The organism is Methylococcus capsulatus (assembly GCF_036864975.1).
Classification (GTDB): domain Bacteria; phylum Pseudomonadota; class Gammaproteobacteria; order Methylococcales; family Methylococcaceae; genus Methylococcus.
The window spans coordinates 1,987,176-2,013,289 of record NZ_CP104311.1 but is presented as its reverse complement, the minus strand read 5'-3'; the positions used below and the strand labels follow the sequence as shown (position 1 = coordinate 2,013,289).

The 26,114-nt window shown below is 61.1% G+C and carries 22 protein-coding genes, 1 tRNA gene and 2 pseudogenes; 11 read left to right on the top strand and 14 right to left on the bottom strand.

Going from position 1 to position 26,114, the window contains the following annotated elements:
* Nucleotides 1–403 precede the first annotated feature (403 nt).
* Entirely contained in the window at nucleotides 404–952 is a 549-nt protein-coding gene (locus N4J17_RS10065) for a sigma-70 family RNA polymerase sigma factor (RefSeq protein ID WP_277458319.1), read from the top strand.
* Between the two features lie 136 nt (nucleotides 953–1,088).
* On the top strand, nucleotides 1,089–1,793 hold the full coding sequence (locus N4J17_RS10060) for a cupin domain-containing protein (protein WP_338457595.1): 705 nt from the start codon (nucleotides 1,089–1,091) through the stop codon (nucleotides 1,791–1,793).
* Between the two features lie 135 nt (nucleotides 1,794–1,928).
* Here the strand turns inward: N4J17_RS10060 and N4J17_RS10055 are convergent, their stop codons facing one another.
* From N4J17_RS10055 to N4J17_RS10015, 9 genes are all read right to left on the bottom strand, one after another.
* Nucleotides 1,929–3,194, bottom strand: coding sequence for a HupE/UreJ family protein (locus N4J17_RS10055; RefSeq protein WP_198324112.1), 1,266 nt, complete (start codon nucleotides 3,192–3,194; stop codon nucleotides 1,929–1,931).
* A complete protein-coding gene (locus N4J17_RS10050; RefSeq protein WP_198324113.1) occupies nucleotides 3,191–4,312 on the bottom strand; it encodes a tetratricopeptide repeat protein in 1,122 nt (373 codons plus the stop codon). The genes N4J17_RS10055 and N4J17_RS10050 overlap by 4 nt, the downstream gene beginning before the upstream one ends.
* A 112-nt stretch (nucleotides 4,313–4,424) precedes the next feature.
* Nucleotides 4,425–5,951, bottom strand: coding sequence for a DUF4331 domain-containing protein (locus N4J17_RS10045; RefSeq protein WP_198324114.1), 1,527 nt, complete (start codon nucleotides 5,949–5,951; stop codon nucleotides 4,425–4,427).
* 607 nt (nucleotides 5,952–6,558) lie between these two features.
* Nucleotides 6,559–7,086, bottom strand: coding sequence for a GNAT family N-acetyltransferase (locus tag N4J17_RS10040; protein WP_198324115.1), 528 nt, complete (start codon nucleotides 7,084–7,086; stop codon nucleotides 6,559–6,561).
* A 404-nt stretch (nucleotides 7,087–7,490) separates the two neighbouring features.
* Nucleotides 7,491–7,564, bottom strand: a tRNA-Gln gene (locus N4J17_RS10035).
* A gap of 11 nt (nucleotides 7,565–7,575) precedes the next feature.
* Nucleotides 7,576–7,968, bottom strand: a complete 393-nt coding sequence (gene rpsI, locus N4J17_RS10030; RefSeq protein WP_198324116.1) for a 30S ribosomal protein S9 — start codon at nucleotides 7,966–7,968, stop codon at nucleotides 7,576–7,578.
* Nucleotides 7,969–7,984: 16 nt separating this feature from the next.
* Entirely contained in the window at nucleotides 7,985–8,413 is a 429-nt protein-coding gene (gene rplM / locus N4J17_RS10025; protein ID WP_198324117.1) for a 50S ribosomal protein L13, read from the bottom strand.
* Nucleotides 8,414–8,490: 77 nt separating this feature from the next.
* Nucleotides 8,491–10,338, bottom strand: a complete 1,848-nt coding sequence (locus N4J17_RS10020; RefSeq protein ID WP_198324118.1) for a polysaccharide biosynthesis protein — start codon at nucleotides 10,336–10,338, stop codon at nucleotides 8,491–8,493.
* A 3-nt stretch (nucleotides 10,339–10,341) separates the two neighbouring features.
* Nucleotides 10,342–11,202 (bottom strand): MraY family glycosyltransferase, encoded by an 861-nt coding sequence (locus tag N4J17_RS10015; protein WP_277458322.1) that lies wholly within the window; start codon nucleotides 11,200–11,202, stop codon nucleotides 10,342–10,344.
* Between the two features lie 322 nt (nucleotides 11,203–11,524).
* On the opposite strand from N4J17_RS10015, the gene N4J17_RS10010 reads away from it, so the two are divergent.
* The 8 genes and pseudogenes from N4J17_RS10010 to N4J17_RS09980 all read left to right on the top strand — a co-directional run bounded on the left by N4J17_RS10010 (nucleotide 11,525) and on the right by N4J17_RS09980 (nucleotide 19,820).
* Entirely contained in the window at nucleotides 11,525–11,710 is a 186-nt protein-coding gene (locus N4J17_RS10010; protein ID WP_198324120.1) for a YezD family protein, read from the top strand.
* Nucleotides 11,711–11,848: 138 nt separating this feature from the next.
* The gene (locus N4J17_RS10005) at nucleotides 11,849–13,477 is read left to right on the top strand and encodes an OprO/OprP family phosphate-selective porin (RefSeq protein ID WP_198324121.1); all 1,629 of its coding nucleotides are present in this window, start codon (nucleotides 11,849–11,851) and stop codon (nucleotides 13,475–13,477) included.
* A 67-nt stretch (nucleotides 13,478–13,544) separates the two neighbouring features.
* A complete protein-coding gene (locus N4J17_RS10000; RefSeq protein WP_198324122.1) occupies nucleotides 13,545–14,561 on the top strand; it encodes a sulfate ABC transporter substrate-binding protein in 1,017 nt (338 codons plus the stop codon).
* A 216-nt stretch (nucleotides 14,562–14,777) separates the two neighbouring features.
* Nucleotides 14,778–15,632 carry an EAL domain-containing protein gene (locus N4J17_RS09995; RefSeq protein WP_198324123.1) on the top strand — a complete coding sequence of 285 codons (855 nt, stop codon included), beginning with the start codon at nucleotides 14,778–14,780 and terminating at the stop codon, nucleotides 15,630–15,632.
* A 125-nt stretch (nucleotides 15,633–15,757) separates the two neighbouring features.
* Nucleotides 15,758–16,648 (top strand): annotated as a pseudogene (gene cysD / locus N4J17_RS09990) (sulfate adenylyltransferase subunit CysD); the annotation flags it as partial.
* Nucleotides 16,649–17,149: 501 nt separating this feature from the next.
* The gene (gene cysN / locus N4J17_RS09985) at nucleotides 17,150–18,808 is read left to right on the top strand and encodes a sulfate adenylyltransferase subunit CysN (RefSeq protein WP_338457594.1); all 1,659 of its coding nucleotides are present in this window, start codon (nucleotides 17,150–17,152) and stop codon (nucleotides 18,806–18,808) included.
* A 420-nt stretch (nucleotides 18,809–19,228) separates the two neighbouring features.
* Nucleotides 19,229–19,309 (top strand): annotated as a pseudogene (locus N4J17_RS16605) (hypothetical protein); the annotation flags it as partial.
* A 259-nt stretch (nucleotides 19,310–19,568) separates the two neighbouring features.
* Nucleotides 19,569–19,820, top strand: coding sequence for a hypothetical protein (locus tag N4J17_RS09980; protein ID WP_232470209.1), 252 nt, complete (start codon nucleotides 19,569–19,571; stop codon nucleotides 19,818–19,820).
* A gap of 545 nt (nucleotides 19,821–20,365) precedes the next feature.
* Here the strand turns inward: N4J17_RS09980 and N4J17_RS09975 are convergent.
* The 5 genes from N4J17_RS09975 to N4J17_RS09955 all read right to left on the bottom strand — a co-directional run bounded on the left by N4J17_RS09975 (nucleotide 20,366) and on the right by N4J17_RS09955 (nucleotide 25,283).
* Nucleotides 20,366–21,232, bottom strand: a complete 867-nt coding sequence (locus N4J17_RS09975; RefSeq protein WP_198321649.1) for a cytochrome c oxidase subunit 3 — start codon at nucleotides 21,230–21,232, stop codon at nucleotides 20,366–20,368.
* Between the two features lie 36 nt (nucleotides 21,233–21,268).
* Nucleotides 21,269–21,817 carry a cytochrome c oxidase assembly protein gene (locus N4J17_RS09970; protein WP_198321650.1) on the bottom strand — a complete coding sequence of 183 codons (549 nt, stop codon included), beginning with the start codon at nucleotides 21,815–21,817 and terminating at the stop codon, nucleotides 21,269–21,271.
* A gap of 158 nt (nucleotides 21,818–21,975) precedes the next feature.
* On the bottom strand, nucleotides 21,976–23,601 hold the full coding sequence (ctaD, locus tag N4J17_RS09965) for a cytochrome c oxidase subunit I (protein WP_198321651.1): 1,626 nt from the start codon (nucleotides 23,599–23,601) through the stop codon (nucleotides 21,976–21,978).
* A 32-nt stretch (nucleotides 23,602–23,633) separates the two neighbouring features.
* The gene (coxB, locus tag N4J17_RS09960) at nucleotides 23,634–24,755 is read right to left on the bottom strand and encodes a cytochrome c oxidase subunit II (RefSeq protein WP_198321652.1); all 1,122 of its coding nucleotides are present in this window, start codon (nucleotides 24,753–24,755) and stop codon (nucleotides 23,634–23,636) included.
* Between the two features lie 48 nt (nucleotides 24,756–24,803).
* Nucleotides 24,804–25,283: a DUF2244 domain-containing protein gene (locus N4J17_RS09955; protein ID WP_198321653.1), complete on the bottom strand. Its 480-nt coding sequence runs from the start codon at nucleotides 25,281–25,283 to the stop codon at nucleotides 24,804–24,806.
* 238 nt (nucleotides 25,284–25,521) lie between these two features.
* Here N4J17_RS09955 and N4J17_RS09950 point away from each other — a divergent pair, with 238 nt between their 5' ends.
* Nucleotides 25,522–26,100: a 3'-5' exoribonuclease gene (locus N4J17_RS09950; RefSeq protein WP_198321654.1), complete on the top strand. Its 579-nt coding sequence runs from the start codon at nucleotides 25,522–25,524 to the stop codon at nucleotides 26,098–26,100.
* The last annotated feature ends 14 nt before the right edge of the window (nucleotides 26,101–26,114 follow it).

The window sequence follows — 26,114 nt, the reverse complement described above, 5'->3', positions numbered from 1 at the left end:
CCGCTCTCGATAAGAATACGGTTCGGTATAATCCGCGCCTGTTACGGGCGGCAAGATCACTCATGACCGAACCCCATCGGTAGATTCGCGGCAGAAACGTTTTTGCCCTTCTTCGTGTTCACGACGCGACTTACTCGGAGCGATGATGTGACGAGACTTGGTTCTCCAAAGGGGTATCGCCATTACAGTCAATGGCATCCACGCTGCCATTTCCTGCGTAATCACCGTTGACTCAACCTTCATGAACGGAACGGCAGGCGCCGACGGAGAAGAAGTGCTGACCTCGGCGGTTGAACTTACCGAGCGAACGGAAACGGACGGGGCGTCGGATCAGATTGCTGCCGGCGATAGCATTTTTCCGCCAAGCCAAAACGGTCAGAGCGCTCCCGACGAATCCCAGTTGGTGGATTGGATTGCCCGCGTGGTGGACCACGATCCGAATGCACTGGCCGCGCTCTACGACGCCCTGGTCGGACGGGTCTATGGCTTGGCCTTACGAATCACACAAAGTGTCTCGCTCGCCGAAGAGGTGGCTCAGGATACGTTCTGGCAAGTCTGGCGTCAGGCGCCCCGGTTCGACCCTGAAAGAGGTACAGCCCTGGCCTGGATCATGACCATCGCCCGCAGCCGGGCGTTGGATGCCTTTCGCCGTATCCAGACGAACGAATGCGAGCTCGGGCCGCAGATTCTGGACCGGCTGGAGTGTCCCGGCGAAGAGACGCCACCGGACTTGCTGGCGGCGGTCCAGGAACGGCATGTCCTGCACGCCGCTTTGGCAAGCCTGGATCCGGTGCCGCGACAATTGGTGTCCTTGGCGTTCTTCCGCGGGCTCAGCCACGACGAGATTGCCGGCTATGCCGGGCTGCCTCTGGGCACGGTCAAATCACATATCCGGCGAGCATTGATCGCGTTGCGGCAAAGGTTGCCTCCCGATGCCCATTCAAAGCGTTGAAACTATGAACAGCCGACCGGAATTCCCGAATCTTCCCGCAGAATCGGAACAAACAGAGCTGAACGACCTTCTGGTGGAAAGTTTGGCTCCGATTGAGCTTTCTTCCGGAATACGGGAAGTCCTAAGGACCAGACTGATGGATCGAATCGCCCGTAGTGTCGCCGACCAAGCGGGATTGTTGACTGTGCGGCTCAAGGACGGCGCGTGGCAAACCCTCAGGAGAGGCGTCCGTTTCAAGCCGCTGTGGACCGGGCCGGCGGGGAGTTCGGTATTGATCGAATTCGCCCCCGGTGCGTTGCTGCCGGCGCATCGGCACAGCTGGACGGAGGAAGGTATCGTATTGCGGGGCGGTCTGCAGATGGGTTCCTTGGACCTGGGACCGCTCGACTATCACTTGTCCCCCGCCGGCAGTCGCCACGCATCCATTCGTTCCCGCCAAGGTGCGCTGGCATATCTGCGCGGAACCTCCCTCGGACGAAAGTCATCGGTCCTGCGCGAACTGATCGGCGGATTGCTGCCTGTCACCGGACCCGCGCCCACGACGGTTTTCGCCGACAACAAAGAAGGCTGGGTAGAAGTGGCCGAGGGGGTGATGAAAAAGGATCTATGCAGCGACGGGATTTTGGCATCCCGTTTCTACCGACTGGCACCGGGGGCCAAGGTTCCCGCACACTCTCACCTGCAAGACGAAGAGTGCATGATGCTGGAGGGTGAAGTGTTTTTGGGAGATATCCTGTTGCGCGCGGGGGAGTACCAGCTGGCTCCGGTCGGCACTCGGCACGGTGAAGTTTTTAGCGATGTCGGCGCCACCCTGTTCGTACGCGGGGCGCGGGATGACTGAAGCCGAATCAGCTGTGGGTTCCACACACCCGCACTTAGTGGACCGAAGTGGATCGGGTGGCGTTCCTGCTTGCAGCCGGCTTCCCGGGTATCTGGGGCATGGTGCGGCCACTCGTACTGTCCCCGACTCCCCGCGTCAACCGTCGGCCAAACGTACGACGAGCCAACCCAGACCCGCCGCCATGACGCCGAGGGAAGCCGTCATTTCCGCCCGGTGCGCCCAGGCGAAACGTTCGGAGAAGCGCAACAGGGGAAAAGCAAGGCTCACCAAGAGCAATTGCAAGGTCTCGATGCCCAAATTGAAACTGGCGATATTCAGCAGCCAGTGGCCGCCGCTATCGGAACGGGAGGCGAGACTTTCAGCAAGGGCACTAGCAAAGCCGAACCCATGCACCAGACCGAAACTGAAGGCCAGCCACACGCCATGGCCGGGGTGTCGGCGCCGGGCACCGAGCGCTCCGACGTAGACGATGGTCAAGGCGATCGCCGGTTCGATCACCTCGCCCGGCGCTCTCACCCAGCCGTTGGCGGCCAAACCCAGCGTGACGCTGTGGGCCAGAGTGAAGGCGGTGACCACCTTAACAACGTCCCCGAGGCGAGAGGATAAGAGCAGCAGGCCGAACAAGAAGGCCAGATGGTCGAACCCTACGGCGATGTGATGCATGCCCAGCCTGAAGAACGCCCAGGCTTCCCTCCAGCTACCGCTCCGAATGGTGTGGAAAGTTCCGTCTGATGCTGCAGGAAATCCAGCGGAATTCTCCCTGGCAAGCGGATCTCGCTCCGGGCGCACGGTTTCAGCCGGAATGATCAGTTCGGCTGAGGCGGACAGTTCCTGCGGCGCACTGGCGCCGAAGGGAAGCCTGAAGTCGGTGAGGCTCCGGCTACGGTCGCTGTCCGGTACGTTGGAAGCGGTGACAACCACTCCCTCCAGCCCTGAGAGGCAGATTTCTTTCCACCCCGGTCGGGCAGTTTCGTAGCGATCCTGATACCTGAGACTGACCCGCATTGGCGACACAGCCGGGGAAGCTGCATAGCGCATGCGCATGCGCAGGACGGGCAGCCCCGCCTCGCCGGGCGCAAGACGCCACTCCAGCCCCTCCACTCGCAGAGCCAATGCCTGATCGCCGAGCTTCAGATCGAGCCGTCGCATAATATCCTCTGCCCTGCGCCGGGCCCAGCCGCCCCATTCGGCATCGGAAGTCTGGCCGTTGCGATCGGCGTCCGCAGCGATGCCCTCGGCCAGGGTGGGAATCTCGGCCAGATCCAAATGGTAAGTAACTCTCGTTTCGTCCGGAGAAATGGCAATCACCGCTTGGCGATTGACGGTGTTGTTGCCGAGGGGATGGGCGACGGCCGCGTCGACGACCGCAAGCAGGCCGAGAAAAAGTCGGAACCGACTCATGGTGCCCCCTCGGGTTTGAACGGTGCAATCCCCTCGCCGGCGGCGCGGGACCCATTCGGCGTCACGGTGCCCGGCCTTGGTGCCAGGGGGGGCCGGACCCACCATTCGAGGCGCCTGTCCCGCGTACCGAGCCTGAGCGCGGCTTGGCGGTGCCGGTTGGCCTCTCGATACTTTCCCGCCTGCCTCAGCACGAAGGCGAGCAGCGCATGGCTGTAGATGTCCGGCCGCCTCAGGCACTCCTCGCGGGCGAGACGCTCTGCCTCACCGTACTGGTTGCCTCGAAGTGCGTAGTATTCGGCAAAGGCACGGCGAAACACCTTGTCTCCGGCCTCGTCCAGCCTTGCCATGCCGTCCAGCAGCAGCGCCAACCGGCGCATAGCCTCGTGATCGCCCAGGGAACGCGCCAGGCGCCAAGCCGTGACGGCATAGTCGGGGCTGGGGTATCGATCTACTGTTTCCTGAAGCAGCGCCAGCGCTTCCCCCGGCTTACCCTGTGCTTCCCGCACGCGGGCCCGGAGGACCGCATAGTCCGGCCGGCCGGGAAAAAGGGTTTCTGCTCTGGCCAGTGCGTTTTCTGCACGCTCGATTTGCCCACCATTCAGGTGAAGTTCCGCCAGTTGCACGAATGCCCAGGCGTGAGCCTCGGAACCCGGCGGCGCCATGGCAAGACTCTCGTTGAGAAGACCGACAGCGCCCTCTATATCACCGTGGAGAAAACGCAGATGAGCGGCGCGGGAATAGGCAGGAAGGCCGGGAAAGACATCCAGCAGCTTTTGTGTCACCGCCAACGCATCGTCGTAACGGCCCAGTTCCACCAGAGCGTCCGACTCCAGCCCTAGCGTCAGGGCTGAAGGAACACCAAGACCATGGGCCTGACGGACGGAAACCAGGGCTTCCCGAAACTGGTGCCGATTCATCTCGTCCCAGGCCTTGAGCGCCCAAGCGCGGAAGTCGCGTGGCGCCAGAGTCAGCGCCCGCTGAATCAATGCCTCCGCACGGGCGGCGTCCCTGGCATCGCGGCTGGTACGCAGAGCTTGCAGCAAGGCTTGTGCAAGGTCCAGCAGGGGACGCGGATCGTCCGAGCGAGTGAGGAGAGCTTTTTCAAAGCTCTGGAGCATTTCGTCGGGCCTCTTGGATTCTCCCGCGCAAATTCCCGTAGCTACCGTAAGAATCCATGCAGCCGCCAAAAGACCTTCTGCTACGCGTCCCGAGCCAAACATGCCGTAGTCCCTAGCTGCGGCCTGGATATGGCGTGGGCAGGAAAGGAAACTCGCTCGCAATGCCGGTCGCGGTGGTGCCCTGCTGATTTCCCGGTCCTTGCGGCAAGCCCGCGCCCGGCGCCCCATCGAGGAAGTTCACCCCGTCCCCCGCCTTGATGGCGATATATTCGGCCCCGCCCACCACCCGGATGGCGATGTCCGTCACATCGTCGTTAGGCCGACGGCCGTTGGGGAAACCGGCCGGATCGCCGCCCAGAGCGGCACCGAGCCGACGTTGCCCGACCGGAGGAGTGGGTGGCACAGACAGATCGAGGCGCAGCAGTTCGGAGCAGGGGCTGCCGCACTCGTTGCCGGCGACGGCCTGGCCTGGATATTTCAGAAACACTTGCATCAGGTCCACGCGTGGTGTGGCAGGCGTCTTGACGCCGAAGCTACCGAATACCAGGTCGAAAGCGGCCGCCACGACGGGCGCTTTGTAGAACTCCTGGAACTGGGCCTCCTTTTCCGGCTCCTGGGCGTTCCAGAAGTCCTTGGCCGGCGTGTTGATGATCAACTCATTGACCAGCGGATTGGCGAGCCTGGCCACTTGCACCTGATCGCCGAAGTAGCGGGGGCCTCCCCGGCTGCGCAAAACGCGCGTTTTTTGCCGGCTGGTGCTTGCGTAAAGTCCCAGGTATTTGTTGGCATCACTCGCGGGCTGGCCGTCGCTGGTAATACGGCTGATCGGCACTTCCAGGGCGATGGTGCTGATATTGGCACCGGCGAAGCGATTGATCCCGAAGGGGTTGACGTTGTCACCGTCATCGGTCCCTGGCAGCACGGGCGGAGAACGGCGCAAATTCAAAGTGTCGAAGGTGGCGCCAAGATCGATATAGAAAGTTTCCGCCCTCTGGCCGGCGAATACCCGAATGCCCTTCCCGGCATCCGTATAAATCCCTTGAGCGACCAAGCGCTCATAGTCAGGCATGGTCGCTGGGCCCACATTGGACGGCACGACAAAAGCACCCCGAAACAGAACGGTTTTCCTCCCCTTGCGATTCTCCGTGAGCGTGTAGGTCTGACGCCGGGTCAGTCCTTCCGAGCCGGGGCCATCAAGAGCCGTGATGCCTTGCAAAGGCAGTGCGGCAGGTATCGCCGGATTGCCCAGATAGGGAACAGGGGACGTCAGCCCTCCCCTCCCCCCGACAGGTCTATCCTCGGTCCTGAAGCGGAACTCATAAACGATGTCCACCGCCTTGCCGTCCCGATCGTTGTCGAGGTTGAAGCGATAAGCCACGTCGTCGGCAAAGTTGAAATAGTTGGGCCCATCGGCCGGATTCTGGCCGGGATTGACGTTCATGATGAAAGTCACGCGCCGATCCTGGGGCGCGCGACTCATATTGGCCGGATCGTAACTGACGAAGGCATAGACATCGGTCAGGTCGGCAGCAGGATCCGCGGCGATTAGCGGAGCCTCTCTGTGGCTGGCTGCATCGGCGCCGGAACCGATCCCTCCCAGAAGGCAGGCCGCAAAGGCAAATCTAAATCGGATGGTCATAGGTCGTTCCTCATAACGCTGAATGGGTGCATCGAAACCGTCACGCATTGGCTCGGCCGCATTCGAATCCTGCGCCGGAAGCCGTGCTCGACCTGTATTACGCAGCAGCGCGGTAAACGGATTCAGCGATATGGAATTGGCTCGCCGGATACGGCGAAGCATTGCCGTAGGCGAGGAGGTGCGCAAAAGTATGCTGCGCCATCCGGTGGTGGAGGGAAGTCCTGCGGGATCGCGTCGAGTTTTGAAAGGGGGCAAGGTGTGTCAGACCCGGCCCTTAGCTTCGGTTTATCCGATCCTGTATTTCAACACTCTACTCGTCAAATAGCGCGATATGGGCCCAGTCGAGAACGAGGCAGTGTATCGGGTTTTATTGATTGAAGGATAAAGACGCCACCAGGGTAGACCTGTAATAAGGCGGCCGCGCGCAGAGGCGGGTTCCCGGGAAACAACGGATTCAAGAACGTTGTGGCGCTGGAAGGAGGAATGACAGCATGGAGAGAATGCCCGAGCTGCCGGTCTGGTAACGAACGGCTTGAAGTCGGCGCACGCGCCCCCCGTCCTGTAAAAATGCAGTACCAGCGATGGGGCCAACCTGCAGCTTGCAGTGTCACTTGAACTTTTTCATCAAGGTCAGGTACTTCCTGCCGTCGTGGGTAAAGGTATTTGTCACCTCAAAACCAATCTTTTCGTGCGCCTTCATTGACGCAATGTTGGTTTCATCTATGAATACCGCCACCTCTTTGTACCTCGTACCACGCAATTGCCGGTACAGGCAGTCGTAGAGGCGACCCATCAACCCTTTGCCGCGCTGTCTCCCATCGATACATACGGGCCCGCCGAGGCAGGTGGAATCCGGAGACATGGCGCCATGGTCAGCAGAAATCATCGAATGAACGAGCGGGTTGTTTCTCATGGCATCCATGCCCGAGCCACAGAGGAAACCGACTACAGTTCGGTCATCGACCGCCACCACGACGCACACGTCATCATCGATTGCCTCGAACTGCTGCTGTGAAAATCGATTCGACAGAAAGCCGCCCCCGCGGTCGTTTGGGTCGACTCGGCTCCATAGATTGCGATCCTGTAAATCAACAACGCCTGCAAAGTCGGCGGCGACAGCACGGCGGACTTCCATTTTAAGTCTCGCGCCTCTTCGTGACGAACAACCACGACCGTGCAGTATACGCAAATGGCGCTGCCTGCGTGGCTACAAAGCGATATCGGCTTACCAGACTGAACGCTAGTTCAAATCAGCTTGCGTTTCTCCATTCGGCGTTTTTCGTGCTGCTCATCGCAAGACCATGAACAGGCTCTACCAAGGCATGCCTGTCCTTTAACGACCATCGGATTCATGCCGCTGCCTGGGTTCCAAGACCGCAGTTCGCTCCGCGCTTTCCGCCCCGACATCCGGTTTTCCTCACGCCGCTGCGCTTCCCTGGTTCGCGGTGATCATCGTACCGGCCGTCTTGCGCCTCCAAGGTCGCGCCCGTGCCGGCTGCATACGAAAAAGGCCCCCATCTCTGGAGGCCTTGATTGGATTGGCTGGGGGACTAGGATTCGAACCTAGGTTGGCGGAGTCAGAGTCCGCTGTCCTACCGCTAGACGATCCCCCAGCGGAACTCGGTCAGCGCTTGGAGTACTGCGGGCGGCGACGTGCCTTGTGCAGGCCGACTTTCTTACGTTCGACCTCGCGCGCATCGCGGGTCACATAGCCGGCCTTGCGCAGCACGGGACGCATGGTCTCATCCAATTCGATGAGCGCGCGAGCCAAGCCATGGCGAATGGCACCCGCCTGACCGGAAGGTCCGCCGCCAATGACTTTGACGTTGACATCGAGCTTGTCGGCCATTTCGACCGCTTCCAGCGCCTGCATGACGATCATGCGATCCGTCTTACGGCCGAAATACTCTTCCAGCGATTTGTCATTGATGCGGATCTGGCCGGTGCCGGTCCGGGTGTAGACGCGGGCGATCGCGCTTTTGCGGCGGCCCGTGCCGTAGTACTGGGTCTGTGCCATGTGCCTGAGTTGTTCGTTAGATTGCGAGAGGTTTCGGTTGCTGCGCCTGGTGCTGGTGGCTCGGCCCGGCGTAGACCTTGAGTTTGCGGAACATCGCCCGGCCCAGGGGGTTCTTCGGCAGCATGCCCTTCACCGCGGTTTCGATGATGAGCTCGGGACGGCGGTCACGCAACTTACCCAGACTGATCGACTTCATGTTGCCGATGTAACCGGTGTGTTTGTAATAAATTTTATCCTGTTCCTTGTTGCCGGTCACGCGCACTTTCTCGGCATTGACGACCACGATATAGTCGCCGGTATCGACATGCGGCGTGTACTCGGGCTTGTGCTTGCCACGCAGACGGCGTGCGATTTCCGTGCTCAGACGACCCAGCGTCTTGCCTTCGGCATCGACGACATACCAGTCGCGTTTAACCTCAGCCGGCTTTGCGCTAAAGGTTTTCATTCTTGTACGCTCCGTTCTGGCGTCCCAATTAAAGGGCTAAATTTTATCTAAGCGGCCAATGGAATACAAGCGCATTTTCAGCTTCCGATCCCTGCGTCACGGTATTCCGGCACCAGATGGCACAGTTCCCGAAAAACCCCGTCCTGATCGAAACTGCGGCAGGCAGCCTCCATCGCGGCGATCCGGGCCGCCACCACAGAACGGTTGCAAGGAGGCGCCTGGGCCAGCATCAGCTTGGCGTGGCTGGTCGGCTGGAGCTTCTCGGAGCCGAGGAAAAGTTCCTCATGCATTTTTTCGCCGGGCCGCAGGCCGACATACTCGATCGCGATGTCCGCCCCGGGGCGCTTGCCACTGAGACGGATCATCTGTTCGGCCAGGTAGCCGATACGGACGGGTTCTCCCATGTCCAGCACGAACACTTCCCCGCCCTGCCCGGTCGCGGCAGCCTTCATGATGAGCTGACAGGCTTCGGGAATGGTCATGAAAAACCGCGTGACCTCCGGGTGTGTCACGGTGACCGGCCCACCGTTGCGAATCTGCTCGCGGAACAGCGGCACCACGCTGCCCGCCGAGCCGAGCACATTGCCGAAACGCACGGTGATGAACCGTGTCGCCGTGTGGCCGTTGTAACTCTGAACCACCAGTTCGGCGGCGCGCTTGGTAGCGCCCATCACGTTGGTGGGATTGACCGCCTTATCCGTGGATATCAGCACGAATTCCCCGACCCCGTACTCGACCGCGGTCTCGGCCACCGTGCGAGTGCCGATCACGTTGTTGAAGACGGCTTCCCGGACCTGTTGCTGAAGCAAGGGCACATGCTTGTAAGCCGCAGCATGGAAGATGATGGCCGGTTTGTGGACGTCGATCGCCCGCCTTACCGAAGCGGCATCGGTGACGTCTCCCAGCACGGCATGTATCGCCATGTCGGGAAAGGCTTGTCGCAGCTCGAGTTCGACGCGATACAGATTGAATTCGCAGTGTTCGAAGACGACCAGCCGTCCCGGTGAGAATCGCGCGATCTGCTTGCACAGCTCTGAGCCGATGGACCCCCCGCCCCCCGTCACCATGATGCACTTGCCGTCGAGGTAACCGGCCAGTTCGGCGGAGTCCAGCCGCACCGGAGCACGCCCCAACAGGTCTTCGATGGACACGTCCCGCAAGGCATCGGACACCCGCCCTCCCCACATGTCCTGAACCGACGGCAGCGTCAGAAACGGCAGGCCGGTCGTTTCGCAGATCTCCACGATGCGGCGCATGTCCCGATCGCCGGCCGATGGCATTGCGATCAGGATGGCCTCGATGTCCAGTTTTTCGACCAGCGCAGGGATACGGTCGCAGGAACCGCGCACCCGCACACCATGGATTTCCCAGCCACGCTTGTGCGGGTCGTCGTCGACGAAAGCCACCGGTGCGAAGGCCGATTCGCCGCTGCGCAGGAGGTCCCTCACCAGGGTTTCGCCGGCCTTCCCGGCTCCCACGATCAGGGCGCGGCGTCCATTCATCAGGTGTACCGAGCGGTCCTTCCACATACGGTACACGGCCCGCGGAGTCGACAGGAATAGAACCAGGAGCAGCGTGTAAAGCGGAATGACCGAACGCGGCACCGCGTCCAGCCGCTCCAGGAAGAACAGGGCGGCGACGATCAGGACGATGCCGCTGGCCGAAGCCTTGGCGATCCGGAGGAGATCGGGCATGGAAGCGAAGCGCCAGATGCCTCGGTACAGGCCGAACAGGCGGAACACCACGCTCTGGATCACAACCACGAGGGGCAGCCATTTGATAGCGGCGCTCAGGTGCGGCTCCGGCACTTCGGACAGATTGAAACGCAGCCAATAGGCGCCGAACCACGCCAGCGGCACCATCAGCAGGTCGTGCAGGAAAATGACAGTGCGCGAACGCAGCTTGTCGAGGTGGGGTCGAATCACGGACTAAAGCTCGGGTTGGCCGGCTCGCAGGCGGATCGCCAGATAGAGCAGCGGCAGATAAGCCAGTATCAGCAAGGGTAGTTCCCAGGCCGGATTCCAGACCGCGAGTCCGGCCAGCGGCAGCAGCCATACCAGGTTGATCACCAGGACGCGATGATCGACCGCTGCGTGACTACCAAACAGCCGCGCGGCGTTTTGATACGCATGGGAGCGATGCGCCTCGTACCAGCGCTGGCCACCAGCCATGCGGCGGACCAGCGTGAAGCTGGCATCCACCACGAACACCCCGGCCAGAATCAGCCACACCGCGAGGCTTAGCGTCCCGGCCTTGGCGTTCGCGATCGCCTCACAGCCCAGCCAATAGCCCGCGAAACCACTGCCGACGTCCCCCATGAAAATCTTCGCCGGCGGCCAGTTCCATAGCAGAAAACCCAGGGTAGCGGCGGCCAGCAGGCCAGGCGCGACTGGCAGCGCAGCGCCTGGTGGCAATGATAACAAAAGCAGGAGGGAGGCACCGGCCCCCACGCTGACCACTTCCAGCCCCGCCAGACCGTCAATGCCGTCCATGAAATTGAAAAGGTTCAGCATCCATGCGATGACCAGCACGCCGATAATATCGGCGAAGGCTCCAGCACCGAACGAAATGGGACCCAGCCGTAGAGACCCGTGGTCCGGCAGGCTCGCCACCGCCAAGGCTGCCGCCGTCAGATGGGCAAAGAGGCGCCAGCGGGCGGACAAATGGCCATGGTCGTCCCAGAATCCCACTGCCGCGACCAGCACCCCACCTGCCAGGATCGCGATGCTGCCGGCGAATTCGCCGACGACCAAGCGCCAGTAGACCTCCCCCCCCATCAGCGCCAACACGATGGCCAAACCGCCTCCTCGCGGCGTCGGTACCCGATGGGAGCTGCGGGCGTTGGGAACATCCAGCAGGCGCCGTCGCGCATATCGCCGAACAGCGCCGGTAAGAGCAAAAGACAAGGCGAATACGCCCAGGAAACCGGCGATCGAAGACGGGACAAGCATTGGAGGACGAATCAAGCAAGAGTCGGAAGAACAGCGGTCATAAAATTTATTGATATATATCTATTTCTTTTTATTCTTTATTGTCATACACAGGCATGCGTACACTTGTAGGCGTTCAAGCAACGAGCGTTTGCGCCTACAAAGCAACGGGGGATTCACCATGACGCAGCATTCGCCGAAAACGCCGCCATCCGAATCGGCTTCCGCAACGCCGGAGACCCCGGCCGCCCTGATCATCCAGGCGCTGACCGGCCTACGCTTCGGTTCCGTGGAAATCACCGTGCATGAAGGGCGCGTGGTACAGATCGAAAGGCGGGAGAAATTCCGTCCCCAGGCCGCAACCTGAATGAACCGCCGGCGATCGGCCGATCGCCATGCCAACCGGCCCTCCGGAGGCGTACCAGTATAACTAAAACATGAATTCACGACGGAACTGACCGGAACACCGGAAGTTCTCCGAACCGATGAACGGAGAAACTTCCCGATGTACAGGAAAAAAACCCTGACGCTTGCGGTGACGGCATTCACCGGCCTCAACGCTCCGAATCTGAACGCCAAAACCCACCCCGACCGTGTGGACGTTCTGGAGGCACGCGTATATGAGCTCGAAGCCAAACTCGAGAAGGCATTGGACGCCCTGGCAACCGCTACTTCGAAACAGGCCGCCGCAACTCCAGCCCCGGCTCAGGAAATCAAGAAGATCGACCAGAAAGTAAAGCTCATCGAACGCAAGCTGGAAGTGGACAAAGAGGTGTCCGACGGCAAATGGGCCAAACTGCCCAAAGTCGAAGTAGGCGGCCAAGGTTTGAAAGTGGAAAGCCAGGACGGGGATTTCAGCCTGTCGGTACGCGGCACCGTCCAACAGGACAGCGACTTCTTCATCGACGACAACAACGGCAATCCGGCCAACACCAATGGCGACGATCTCAACAACAATTTCTATATGCGCCGGGTCCGTCCCACTTTCACCGGCACGGTCTGGAAATACGTGGACTGGCGCATCATGCCCGACTTCGCCATGGGCACCACCCGCTTGTTCGATGCCTACGCGGATCTGCGCTATTTCCGCGCGGCGAGCCTGGCGGCCGGAAAGTTCAAAGCCCCGGTCAGCCTCGAACGCCTGCAGAGCGCATCGGCCTTGACGTTCACCGAGCGTGGCTTTCCGACCCAGCTCGCGCCGAACCACGACATCGGCTTCATGCTGCACGGTGAATTCGACCGTCCAGGCGGCCCTGAAACCCCGCGCAGCTACAACCTGTACCAGTTCCCCGAATTCTTCGCTTACCAAGTGGGCATATTCGACGGCACGGTCAACAACGGCAACATCGACAGCGCGAACAACGACTCCAAACAGTTGGAGGCCCGCATCTTCGCGCATCCGTTCCAAAGCAGCGGATTTGAGGCAGTCGAAGGCCTGGGGTTCGGCATCGCCGGCTCCTGGGGTCATCCCAATGACGCTTCGACGCCAACCTATGCTACGCCTGGCCAGCAGACCATGTTCAGATACGCATCCGCCGCCCGCATCGACGGCACTCAGTATCGAGTCTATCCACAAATGTATTGGAACTGGGGTCCGTTCGGGCTGATCGGTGAATACGCGGTTTCCCAGCAAAGGGTGGCCAACCAGACGGTGACGAACGGGCAGGTGGGACCAAGGACCAAGAACACCAGCCAGATCATTGAAAACGACTATGCCTGGAACATCACGGCTTCCTACGTACTGACCGGGGAGGACAATGTGTTCCAGGGACAGGGAATCCGGCCCAGGCACGCCTTCAATCCGTTCGAGGGAAACTGGGGGGCGTTCCAGATCGCAGCACGCTGGAGCGATATCAGCTTCAGCGACAACGTGTTCACAAACGTCGCCAAAGCCGGCTCGAAGACCCCGGTCTATGCTTATGCCGACCCGCGTCAGGCCGTGCAGAACGCGACGAACTGGTCCCTGGGCGTTAACTGGTGGCTGAATCAGAACGTGAAGCTCATGGCCGATTACTCGCAGACCTCCTTCCAGGGCGGGGCTGGCGTCTATAACGCCAAAGGTCAGCTCACCAACGAAGTGGCCGATCGCGAAACCGAGAAAGCCTTCATCTCGCGGGTACAGGTTTCCTTCTGATGCGGTAACACCCGTCAGACGACGGCAACCAGGACTTTTTTTACCGATCCGACGAACGGAGTAAATCATGAAACTATCGACCTGGAGTCAGGAAATCGCGACCCTGATCATTTTCACGGCTCTCCTCGGCATCCGCACCACCCTCGCCGCGGATATCACCCTGCTCAACGTGTCATACGATCCGACCCGCGAGTTCTACCAGGAATACAACACCGCCTTCGCCAAGCACTGGAAGGAAAAAACCGGCCAGACGCTCGAGATCCGCCAGTCCCACGGCGGCTCGGGCAAACAGGCCCGCGCGGTGATCGACGGCCTGGACGCCGACGTCGTCACCCTGGCCCTGGCCTACGACGTGCATCAGCTCCACGAGAAGCGCAAGCTGATCTCGTCGGACTGGCAGTCCAAACTGCCCCACAACAGCGCCCCCTACACCTCCACCATGGTGTTCCTGGTGCGCAAGGGCAACCCGCTGGGCATCAAGGACTGGGACGATCTGGGCAAGACCGGCGTGTCGGTAGTGACGCCCAACCCGAAGACATCGGGCGGCGCGCGCTGGAACTATCTGGCGGCCTGGGGCTACGCCCTGAAGAAATACGGCAACGAGCAGGCGGCACGGGACCTGGTCGGGAAGATCTACAAGAATGCCGCCGTGCTCGACACCGGCGCCCGCGGCTCGACCATCACCTTCGCCGAGCGCGAAATCGGCGACGTGCTGATCACCTGGGAAAACGAGGCTTACCTGATCCTGAAGGAATACGGTGCGGACAACTTCGAGATCGTCACGCCATCCATCAGCATCCTGGCCGAACCCACGGTCACCGTCGTCGACGACATCGTCCGTCAGCGCGGCACCGGCGACGTCGCCAAAGCCTACCTGGAATACCTGTACAGCCCGGAGGGCCAGGAACTGGCGGCCAAGCACCACTACCGCCCGCGCGATCCGGCAGTGCTGGCCAGGCATGCCAAGGACTTCGCCCCGATCCAGTTGTTCACCATCGACGAAGTCTTCGGCGGCTGGGACAAGGCGCAGAAGACCCACTTCGCCGATGGCGGCGTCTTCGACCAGATTTACACCAACCAGTGACAGCGGGGCCAACGGGCGCTCCGGTGTTCGCCTCCGTCATCGAGCGCCTTTTTTTCCGCTGCCCGTTCACCCCAACGAGAGCCGACGCGATGACGCCCAAGAACCGATGTCAGCTCCAGATGAAGCCCGCGTTCGCGCAACGAATGCGGTTTCCCATATCACAACGACACGAACCGCCGGATACCGGCCAGATACAATCTACCGAGGACACCGACCATGCCCCTCTCCGAACTCGTCAATTGCTTCAATCAAAAGCTTAAAGAAGAGCAGCGGCTCTCCGAAAACCCTCTGGAACTCCGCGGCAACCGCGTCGAAGGACGCTTCGGCGACGCCCGGCTGAACACGGAACTGCATCCAGTGCGGTTGGCCCATGCGCCATCCATGATCGTGGGTCATGATGCATCGCTCAAGTCCACCAGGACCGCCACATCCGGCGAGGGCCCTGAACAGGTTTATGCCCTCGCCGAAGACGGCCCGCCGGTCGTCAACCTCGACCGCCTTTGCCGCACCATCCACATGCTGAATTTCCTGCCTATCGCCCATGACGACGGTAGCCTGTTCCTGCACGTCCACCCGCGCCACATACTGGGCGTGAAACGTAACCACGGCGCCTATTTCGAAGACGTGATCTTCCGCTGCGGGCTATCGCCGCGCCGGGTGGTCATCACCGTACAGGTGACGCCGGTCTACGACCGCCAGTTCGTCCGCCTGCTGGAAGGACTGAAGAGCTACCGCGCCCACGGATACGGCACAGCCATCAAGTTTGACGAGAACTCGGACCACGCCTTCCTCGAGCGCTACTGCATCGAATTCCTGTATCGCTTCGCGCCGGATTTCGTGCGGCTCGACACCGCCTTCTTGGCGCGCTTGAATACCCGGCCGGAATGGGCGAAAAGGAGCCAACGCCTGCCCGCCGTCATGCGTGGACTGGATACCCAGTTTTTGCTGGAAGGCGTCGAAACGAAAGCTGACGCTGCGCTGGCCCGAATCGTAGGCGCCGACCTGGTCAAAGGCGGCTATTACGAAGGGACGGACGCCAGAAAACACCAACCCCATCGAGCCATTGCTTGATCCCCGCCTGCGACCTGAGGTATACGTCACACATGGCCTACAATGCCCGACTCCGTTCAACGGCTTTCCGCGAATACGCCGTTCCCGGAAATCCCTCTACGCCGTCCCTCCTTCGGCCACCGCGCGAGTACCGGCTCACCCACCTGAAGCACCTGGAATCCGAGAGCATCCACATATTTCGGGAAGTGGTGAGCGAATTCGAGCGGCCGGTGATGCTGTACTCGATCGGGAAGGACTCGGCGGTGATGCTGCATCTGGCGATGAAGGCGTTTTACCCGGGCAAGCCGCCGTTTCCGTTGCTGCACGTCGATACCACCTGGAAGTTCCGCGACATGATCGCCTTCCGCGACCGGCGGGCGCGGGAGCTGGGGCTGGACCTCATCATCCACGTCAACGAAGAGGGGGTGCGCGAGGGCATCAACCCTTTCGTGCACGGCAGCAAGAAGCACACCGACATCATGAAGACCGAAGCGCTCAAGCAGGCGCTGGCCCGGTACCGCTTCGACGCCGCCTTCGGCGGAGCGCGCCGGGACGAGGAGAAATCCCGCGCCAAGGAACGGGTGTACTCGTTCCGCGACCGGCATCACCGCTGGGACCCCAAGAACCAGCGCCCTGAGCTGTGGAATCTGTACAACGGCAAGATCAACCCGGGTGAGAGCATCCGCGTGTTCCCCCTGTCCAACTGGACCGAACTCGACGTGTGGCAGTACATCTACCTGGAAAACATCCCCATTGTCCCGCTGTACTTCGCCGCCGAGCGGCCGGTGGTCGAGCGCGACGGCATGCTGATCATGGTGGATGACGAGCGCATGCCGTTGTTGCCGGGCGAAGTGCCGCTGCGGAAGAAGGTGCGGTTCCGCACCCTGGGCTGTTATCCCTTGACCGGCGCCATCGAATCCGAGGCCGCCACCTTGCCCGAGATCATCCAGGAAATGTTGCTGACCAAGACCTCCGAGCGCCAGGGCCGGCTCATCGACCACGACCAGGCCGGGTCCATGGAAGAAAAGAAGCTGGAGCGTCGCCATTTTTCGCGAAACCCGACGGGACTTCCAAGTCACCCTCGGAAGCGAAAAATTGGCGACGTCTTTGCCTTCGGCGGCCCGCGCCGTCCTGCGTCCGCCTCGGCTCCGTCCGTCTCTCCGCGACGCACTCCGCCAAGGCTCCCACAATGACTCGACGCCGTGTCGGTTCCCTTATGTTTTGTCTCCACCTGCGATGAAGCCGCAGACTCCGACAAAACATCCGGGCCTACGGCTTCGCGGGGGTCGTCGCACTCGCTCGCTTCGCTCGACTTCCTTGTGCTCCTTCAAGGAAGGGTATTTCTGACCGTTATGGCCCAAGGCTGTCGCAGCTGCCCCGATGGATGGCCATGACGACTTCCCTCACCCCGCCCCGATGGTTCCGGCCCGTCCTGCCCGGAACCCTGGGGACGAACCGCGTTCGCCCCCCTCCGCTCGCGGCGGGGGGCAGGGAGGGGAATGATGAATTTATTTCGCGATGTTTGATCGATCACGCCTATGTCACACCAATCCGACCTCATCGGCACCGACATCCATGCTTATCTGGCCCAGCACGAGCAGAAGGAGCTCTTGCGGCTCCTCACCTGCGGCAGCGTCGACGACGGCAAGAGCACCCTGATCGGGCGGCTGCTGCACGATTCCCAGATGATCTACGAGGATCAGCTCAGCGCGGTGCGGCGCGACAGCGTGAAATCCGGCACCACCGGCGGCGAACTCGATCTGGCCCTGCTGGTCGATGGCCTGCAGGCCGAGCGCGAGCAGGGCATCACCATCGATGTGGCCTACCGCTATTTTTCCACGGCCCAGCGCAAGTTCATCATCGCCGACACCCCCGGCCACGAGCAGTACACCCGCAACATGGCCACCGGCGCTTCCACCTGCGACCTGGCCATCATCCTGATCGACGCCCGCCGCGGCGTGCAGGTGCAGACCCGCCGCCACAGCTACATCGTCTCGCTCCTGGGGATCCGGCACGTCCTGGTCGCCATCAACAAGATGGACCTGATGGACCACAGCGAAGCCGTGTTCGACCGCATCCGCGCCGATTACCTCGCCTTCGCCGACAAGCTCGAGCTGCATGACGTGCGCTTCATCCCGATCTCCGCCCTGCACGGTGACAACGTGGTGCACAAGAGCGCGGCCATGCCCTGGTACGGCGGGCCGCCTCTGCTCGAGCTGCTCAACACCCTCGAGATCGCCCAGGACCGCAACTTCGATGACCCGCGCTTCCCGGTGCAGTACGTCAACCGCCCCCACCTCGACTTCCGCGGCTACAGCGGCACCGTCGCCGCCGGGGTGTTCCAGCCGGGCGATCCGGTCTTGGTGCTGCCGGCCAAGACCCGCAGCCGGATCCAGTCCATCGTCACCTACGACGGCGAGCTGGAGGCCGCCTTCCCGCCCCAGGCCGTCACCCTCACCCTGGAAGATGAAATCGACCTCAGCCGCGGCGATCTCCTGGTGCATCCGGACCGCCTGCCGCACCTCGACAGCCGCTTCCAGGCCCACCTCGTGTGGATGACCGAAGCCCCGCTGATTCCGGGGAAGCAATACCTCCTCAAGCACGCCACCCGGACCCTCACCGGCTCGGTGGCCGCCATCCGCCACCGGATCGATGTCAACACCCTGGAACGGCACCCCGCCGGCCAGCTCCACCTCAACGAGATCGGTCTGTGCGAGCTGGCCTTGAGCGCGCCGCTGGCGTTCGACGCCTACGCCCGCTGCAAGGGCACCGGCGCTTTCATTCTCATCGACCGGCTGACCAACGCCACCGTCGGCGCCGGCATGATCTTAGGGCCGGTGCAGGGCGAGACCGGCTTCCGCAAGGTCACCGCCGAGGAGCGCGCCGCCCGCTTCGGCCAGAAGGCCGTCACCGTCTGGCTCACCGGCCCTCAGCGGCACGACATGGCTTATCGGCTCGAGCGGGCGCTGTTCGAACGCGGCTTCGTTTGTGCTGTGGTCGAAGCCGATCGGCTCGGCGCTCAGGCCGCCCTGGTGGCAGAGAACATCGTGCGGGCCGGCATCGTCTGCCTCTGCGCGTCCGAAACCGCTCCGGAAGCGGACGAACACAATCGTGTCATTACGGAAGGCTTCTTCGACCTCGAAGAACTGCTCGCTCTGTTAGTTCCGGCGGCCAGCGCGCCGGACTTCGTGATCTGAGCCAACGCCTGGGCGTTAGCTGTAAGGCCGGCACGGTGGGAGAGCCCTCAATCGGCCACGTGGAAATACCAAAAAGCTTTAGGGTACCTCGAAAAACCCTGCACCTCGCCAACTTGACCACGGTAAGTCGCTGATTTTTAGACGGAGAATTTTCTGAAGCCGTGGTTTTTCGAGGTGCGCTTTATTCTTGCGCGGTTCGATAGTGCCGCGCCTGAGAATGGAACATACCCGCATAAATGCCATTGAGCCTGAGCAAATCTGCATGCGTCCCGGACTGTCGCATCCCGGACGATCATATAGACGAAAGGCGTTATCCGTTATTCTATGCGCGAGAGCTGTTGAAGGCGCATTTCGCGCCATTGCATGATATGGCGGTCTCCAGAATGAAGTGCAACACCGAAGCTGAGATGAGGTGTTGCCATGAAAATCCGCTACCAACAGCTGAGTGCGTCCGAGCGCGACGCGAGCCACCGGGGGCGCTGGCCGGGCCAAAGCCCGGCCGCCATTGCCGACAACCTGGGCCGTTCGCGGTCTACCGTCTCTTGCGAGCTGGCGCGCAACGGCGGCGTGGCGAGCTACGCCGCCCCTGCCGCCCAACGGCGCTACCAGCCAGGACGGCGGCGCGGGTGCCGCAAGCGGGGGCCGGGGACGCCCCTGTGGCAGCCGGTGGTTGATGGACCTGCTGCGCGGCCACTCGCCGCAGCAGATCCCGGCAGGCGCAACGCCATGCATCCTGACGAGTCTGCCCTGCGGCTCAGCCATGAGTCAGTCTACCTGGCGCTGTACGCGCTGCCGCGCGGGCAACCGCGCAAGGAGCGGCTGGCGGGCCTGCGCCAGGGCCGCCCAGCTCGCCGCCCGCGCGGGAGAGGCCAGGACCGGCGCGGACGCGGCGCTGGAGGACTTCACGCGCAAGCTTCGGGCCGTCCCGGCCTGCCTCAGGAAGACCTTGACCTACGACCAGGGCAAGGAGATGGCCCGGCCCCTTGAACTGACCGGACGCACCGGGGTCTAGGTCTACTTCGCCGATCCACACAGCCCCTGGCAAAGGCCCAGCCACGAGAACGCCAACGGCCTGATCCGCCCGTACCTGCCCCAGGGCATGGATTGCTCGGGGGGGCTCGCAGGCCGAGCTGAACGCCATCCCCCGGCTGCTGATCAACCGGCCACGGAATGTGCCGGGCCTCAAGACACCGGCTGAAGTGTACCAAGAGGAAATCCTCAAACTAACCGAAACTGGTGCACTTCAAACTTGAGACTGCCAACCGACTTCGCCATTGCGCCGAGGCGAAGGCTCTCAGTTTGCACCAAAATCACGAAAAATGGCTTATGGACAGTCTGAGTTCAAATTGGTCCCTGCAAATTTATACACGCTTCACGTGGAGCTAGGGCCGGGCCGACACCTCGGGACAGCGCCGCTCGAAACACTCCCTGCCGCCGGTCACGGCCTTAAATGGGAGTCACGCTATAAAGCAGGTCATTCTGCGATCCTGCTCCGACATTTGGCACATGCCAAAAAAAACGCTGCCGAAGCAGCGTTTTTTTCCGGACTGGCTCGTGTCAGAGCCAGTACACGAAGATGAACAGTCCGAGCCAGACAACGTCGACGAAGTGCCAGTACCACGCTGCGGCTTCGAAAGCGAAATGGTGTTCCGCACTGAAGTGGCCGCGAATGCTGCGGAACAGCACGACCGTCAGGATGATCGCGCCGATCGTGACGTGCAGGCCGTGGAAACCGGTCAGCATGAAGAACGTCGAGCCGTAAATCCCGGAACCGAGTGTCAAGCCCATTTCGGTGTAGGCTTCGTGATATTCGAAAGCCTGCAGGATGACGAAGAGGAAACCCAGGGCCACGGTGGCGATCAGCCCCTTGATGAGCTGGCCGCGGTTGTCGGCCAGCAAGCCCCAGTGCGCCCAGGTGACGGTGCCGCCGCTGGAGAGAAGGATCAGGGTGTTGAGTGCGGGAATACCCCAGGCTTCCATCGGTTCGAATTCGCCGCCAACCTTGGCCGGACCGTTGCTCGGCCAAACAGCGTCGAATCCCTTCCAAAGGATTTCGTTGGTCACGCCCAGTTCGCCCTCACCGCCAAGCCAGGGCAACGCGTAGACCCGGGCGTAATACAGCGCGCCGAAGAAAGCGGAGAAAAAGAACACTTCCGAGGTGATGAACCAGATCATCCCCCAGCGAAACGAATGGTCGACCTGGTCGCTATAGATTCCGGCAACGCTTTCATGGATCACCGTACCAAACCAACCCACCAGCATGGTCACGAGAATGCCGGCACCGAGAATCATCATGGTCGGCCCGATGGAGAGGCCATTCAGGTAATTGGCAAAACCCGCCAGAAGGCTGGTCAAGCCGATGGAACCGACGATAGGCCAGGTCGCCTTGTGCGGAATGTAATAGGAAGCTGCGCTAGTCGCCATGTAAGTCCCCTGATGAAATGCGAAGAAGGTACAACTTTAATCTTTCTGAATATCGGAAATATCGAAAAAGGTGTACGAAAGCGCCATTTCCTTGATGTCTTTGGGCAGACCCGGATCGATCACGAAACGGACCGGCATCTCCCGGCGCTGGTGCGGTTCAAACTTTTGTTCCGAAAAGCAGAAACACTCGGTCTTTTTCAGATAGGCCGTCGCGGTCCCCGGCGTGATGCTCGGTATGGCACGCCCCACCATGGGTCTGTCCGTCAGGTTCTCGCCGTAAAACTTGACGGTGTAATACTGCCCTGGATGGATCTTCATCTTGGGCCTTTCCACGCTGAAAGCCAACGGCATACGTTCGTTCAGCTCGGTGATGAATTCGATCGTAATCTCACGTGAAGCATCGACGTCGTAGGCAACCTCTTCGACCGCTTCGGTGCGCACCTTTCCATTCAACCCGGTGATTTCACAGAACAGGCTGTAAAAAGGAGCCAGGGCAAATCCGAAACCAAACATCGCCAGTGCGACGAGGACGATGCCCCAAACGAGGCGCCCGTGTTTCCTGTTCTCGGTTTCCTGGTGGCTCACGACGGCGAAGACGATGAAATCACTTTATAGATGGAGAAAAGATACAGCCCGATCACGATGACGACGATGAATCCCGTCAGGATCAGGTTTTTCTTGCGTAAGTCCATGGGCCTGGCCATAGCGGGCCCGCCAAAAGGCGGGCCCGAGTCACGTGCCGGTTATTTGATGTCCGGCGCGGTGGTCCAGGTGTGGTACGGCGGCGGCGAAGGCAGGGTCCACTCCAGACCATGCTCGCTCGCGCCTTCCCAGACCTCGTCCGTGGCTTTCTCACCGCCGCGGATCGCCTTGATGACGACCCAGACGAAGATCAACTGGGAGAAGCCGAAGATGAAGGCGCCGATGCTCGACATCGCGTTGAACTCGGCGAACTGTACGGCGTAGTCCGGGATACGGCGCGGCATGCCGGCCAGTCCCAGGAAATGCTGCGGGAAGAACAGGACGTTGACCGAGACGGTCGACAGCCAGAAATGCAGCTTGCCGAGCTTTTCGTCATACATGTGGCCGGTCCACTTCGGCAGCCAGTAGTAGGTTCCCGCGAACAGCGCGAACACCGCGCCCGGCACCAGCACGTAGTGGAAATGCGCCACAATGAAATAGGTGTCGTGATACTGCAGGTCGGCCGGCGAAATCGACATCATCAGGCCGGTGAAACCGCCCATGGTGAACAGAACCACGAATGCGATGGCGAACAGCATCGGCGTTTCGAAGGTCATCGCGCCCTTCCACATCGTGGCGACCCAGTTGAACACCTTCACGCCGGTCGGCACGGCGATCAGCATGGTGGCATAGGTGAAGTAGAGCTCGCCCGCCAGTGGCATGCCGACGGTGTACTGGTGATGCGCCCATACGATGAAGGACAGGAAGCCGATCGACGCGGTTGCATACACCATCGAGGAATAGCCGAACAGCGGCTTGCGCGCGAAGGTCGGGATGATGGTCGAGATCACGCCGAAGGACGGCAGGATCATGATGTAGACTTCCGGATGGCCGAAGAACCAGAACAGGTGCTGATACAGGACCGGATCACCGCCACCGGCCGCATTGAAGAAGCTGGTGCCGAAGAACTTGTCGGTGAGCAGCATGGTCACGGCGCCCGCGAAAACCGGCATGACGGCAATCAGCAAGAAGGCGGTGATGACCCAGGTCCACACGAACAGCGGCAGCTTCATCAGAGTCATGCCGGGAGCGCGCATGTTGAACACAGTCACGATGATGTTGATCGCGCCCATGATCGACGACATGCCCAGCAGGTGCACCGAGAAGATGGCGAACGGCAGGTGCGCGCCGCCCTGGAGTACCAGCGGCGGATACAGCGTCCATCCGGCCGCCGGTGCGCCACCCTCCATGAACAGCGTGCTGGCCAGCAGCGTAAACGCGAACGGCAGGATCCAGAAGCTCCAGTTGTTCATGCGCGGCAGGGCCATATCCGGTGCGCCGATCATCATCGGGATCATCCAGTTGGCGAAGCCGACGAATGCCGGCATCACGGCGCCGAACACCATGATCAGGGCATGCAGCGTGGTCATCTGGTTGAAGAACGCGGGATCGACGTACTGCATACCCGGCTCGAACAGCTCGGCCCGGATCACCAGCGCCATGGCGCCACCGACCATGAACATGATCAGCGCGGTCACCAGGTAAAGGGTGCCGATATCCTTGTGGTTGGTCGTAAACACCCAGCGCATGAAACCTTTGGCCGGACCATGATGATCGTGCTCATCGTGATGGCCGTGGGCGAAGTGCTCGTCATGGCTGGCGTATTCTTCGTGAGTTGCCTCTGTCATGGCTCTATGACCTCATCGAAAGCGTTGAAAAATCAGTTCCGTGCGGAAACATCCGACGGCTGAACCAGATCGCCCTTGTCGTTGCCGAAGCCGTTGCGCTGGTAGGTCACGACGGCGGCGATGTCCACAGGGCTCAGGGAGTCGCCGAAGGCGGGCATCATCTGCCCCTTGCCCTTTATGACCACATCGAGATGGGTATTCAAATCGCCCGTGGCTACCGCACTGCCTTTGATGGCGGGGAACATACCCTGCATGCCTTCACCGTTGGCCATGTGACAACCCGCGCAGTTCGCGTTGTACACCTCTTCGCCCTTGGCCATCAGCTCCGCCATCGAGTAGGTCTTGGCGGCATCGGCGGCGGCCTTTTGCGCTTGGCTCTTCTGAGCTTCCACCCATTTGTTGTAGTCGGCTTCGGTCTTGACTTCGACGACGATCGGCATGAATCCGTGGTCGCGGCCGCACAGTTCGGCGCACTGGCCACGATAGATCCCCGGCTGCTCGACCTTGGTCCAGGCGTCGGTCACATAGCCGGGGATGGCATCCTTCTTCCAGCCGAACTGCGGAACCCACCAGGAGTGGATCACGTCAGCGGCCGTGAACAGGAAGCGGACCTTCTTGCCGGCCGGAATCACCAGCGGTTTATCCACTTCCAACAGATAGTTCGGCACCGCTTCGGGGTTGGACCGGACGCCCAATTGACGCGCTTCATTGCTCTTCGCATCGAGCGTGCTGAAGAAGTCGATGCCGTTGTCGAGGTAGGTATAGCGCCACTTCCATTGGTAACCGGTCACCTTGACGGTCATGTCGGAGGCGCTCGTGTCGTAAGCCTCGATCATCACCTTGGTGGCGGGAATCGCCATGGCCAGCAGAATGATGAAGGGAATGATGGTCCAGACGACTTCCAGTTTGGTGTTCTCGTGGAAATGCGCCGGCACCACGCCCTTGGACTTGCGATGGTGCATGATGGAATAAACCATCATCCCGTACACACCCACACCGATCGCCACGCAGATCCACAGGATATACATATGCAGGTCATAGATATCCCGGCTCAACTGGGTGACGCCCGGCGAGAGATTCAGCGCATAGTCGGCATTCGCCTCCCCGAACGTTGCGATCCCCAGCCCGGTGATCAGTAGCTTAAGTTTTTTCACGGAGCCATCTCCTCGGTATCTCAGGTCAATATCTTGCGGATCGAACCACTAGCCATTCGTCAGTTCTTTTTTCAATTCCCGGTACAGCGCCTCGCGCTCCGATTCCACCAGGAAACGACCGATCTCTATCTTCCTGCCGTGGCGCTTCAAGCACAGCCTGCTGGGATGTCCCGCCGCCGCCGGCCCGTCCAGGCTGATACCGAGCCAGGCGCGGCGGAACCGGTAAGTCTCATCCGGACCGCGGATTCCGCGCTCCAGCATGACGTCCGCGTCCGTTACCGTGATCACTTCGCGTACCGCCGACTGCCGGACAGCCAGGTTGAAACAATAAGCCAGTACCAACCACTCGGCGCCGGCAAACGGCAGGACGAACCAACAGCCGATGAATGCGAACGCCGATCCGATGGAAGCCAGCACCAGGGCAAATCCGCCGAGCAGCAGACACACCTGCCCGCGCGTCAGCGATGCATTGGGCTTCAGGACGATTCGCTTGCCGCCTGTCTGCGGATCCCGTTCGGACTCAATCATGCAACCGGCCCGTTCCGTACCTCAAACGCCCGCAGGAAACCCCGTCTCAAGATCCCGCTCAGACACCATTCAGCCATTACCCCCAGTTTTCTGTGGGAATTCACTCACGGCATAAAATCTGAGGAACTTTAACGTAACCGTCTAGGCAACGCAAGGAAGGCGCGCGCCCGACATCGCCCCGATGTTTGACGCAGCGCCTTGAATTTGTGAATAGTAACTTTTATTCAGGAGCAAGCCTATGACCAAGATCAAACCGGAGGAAATTTATGTCAGCGTGGACATAGAAGCGGATGGCCCGATACCAGGCCCCCACTCGATGCTCAGCATCGGCGCCGTGGCCTATGGCGCCCAAGGCGATCCTCTCGGTGAATTCACCGTCAACCTGGAGACGCTCCCCGACGCGACCCCTCATCCGGCCATGGCGGAATGGTGGCAGCAGTTCCCGGAGGCTTGGAACGCCCACCGCCGGAACACGCGGCCGCCGGCGGAAGCCATGAACGCCTTTGCCGACTGGCTGGAAGGTCTGCCGGGCAAGCCGATATTTCTCGCCTGGCCGGCGACCTGGGATTTCATGTGGATTTACTGGTATCTGATCCGTTTCACCGGACGCCGGCCTTTTTCGGAACATGGTATCGATGTCAGGTCCTATGCCATGGGGATGCGCCGCCAGACCTTCGGAAGATCGGGCAAGAATTATCTGCCCAAGCGCTGGTGCTCATCCCATCCGCACACGCATGTCGCCCTCGACGATGCCCGCGAGCAGGGCGATCTCTTCATCGCCATGTTGCGGGAGAACCTGGGCATCAAAAGCGAGTGAACCATTGCGAAAAA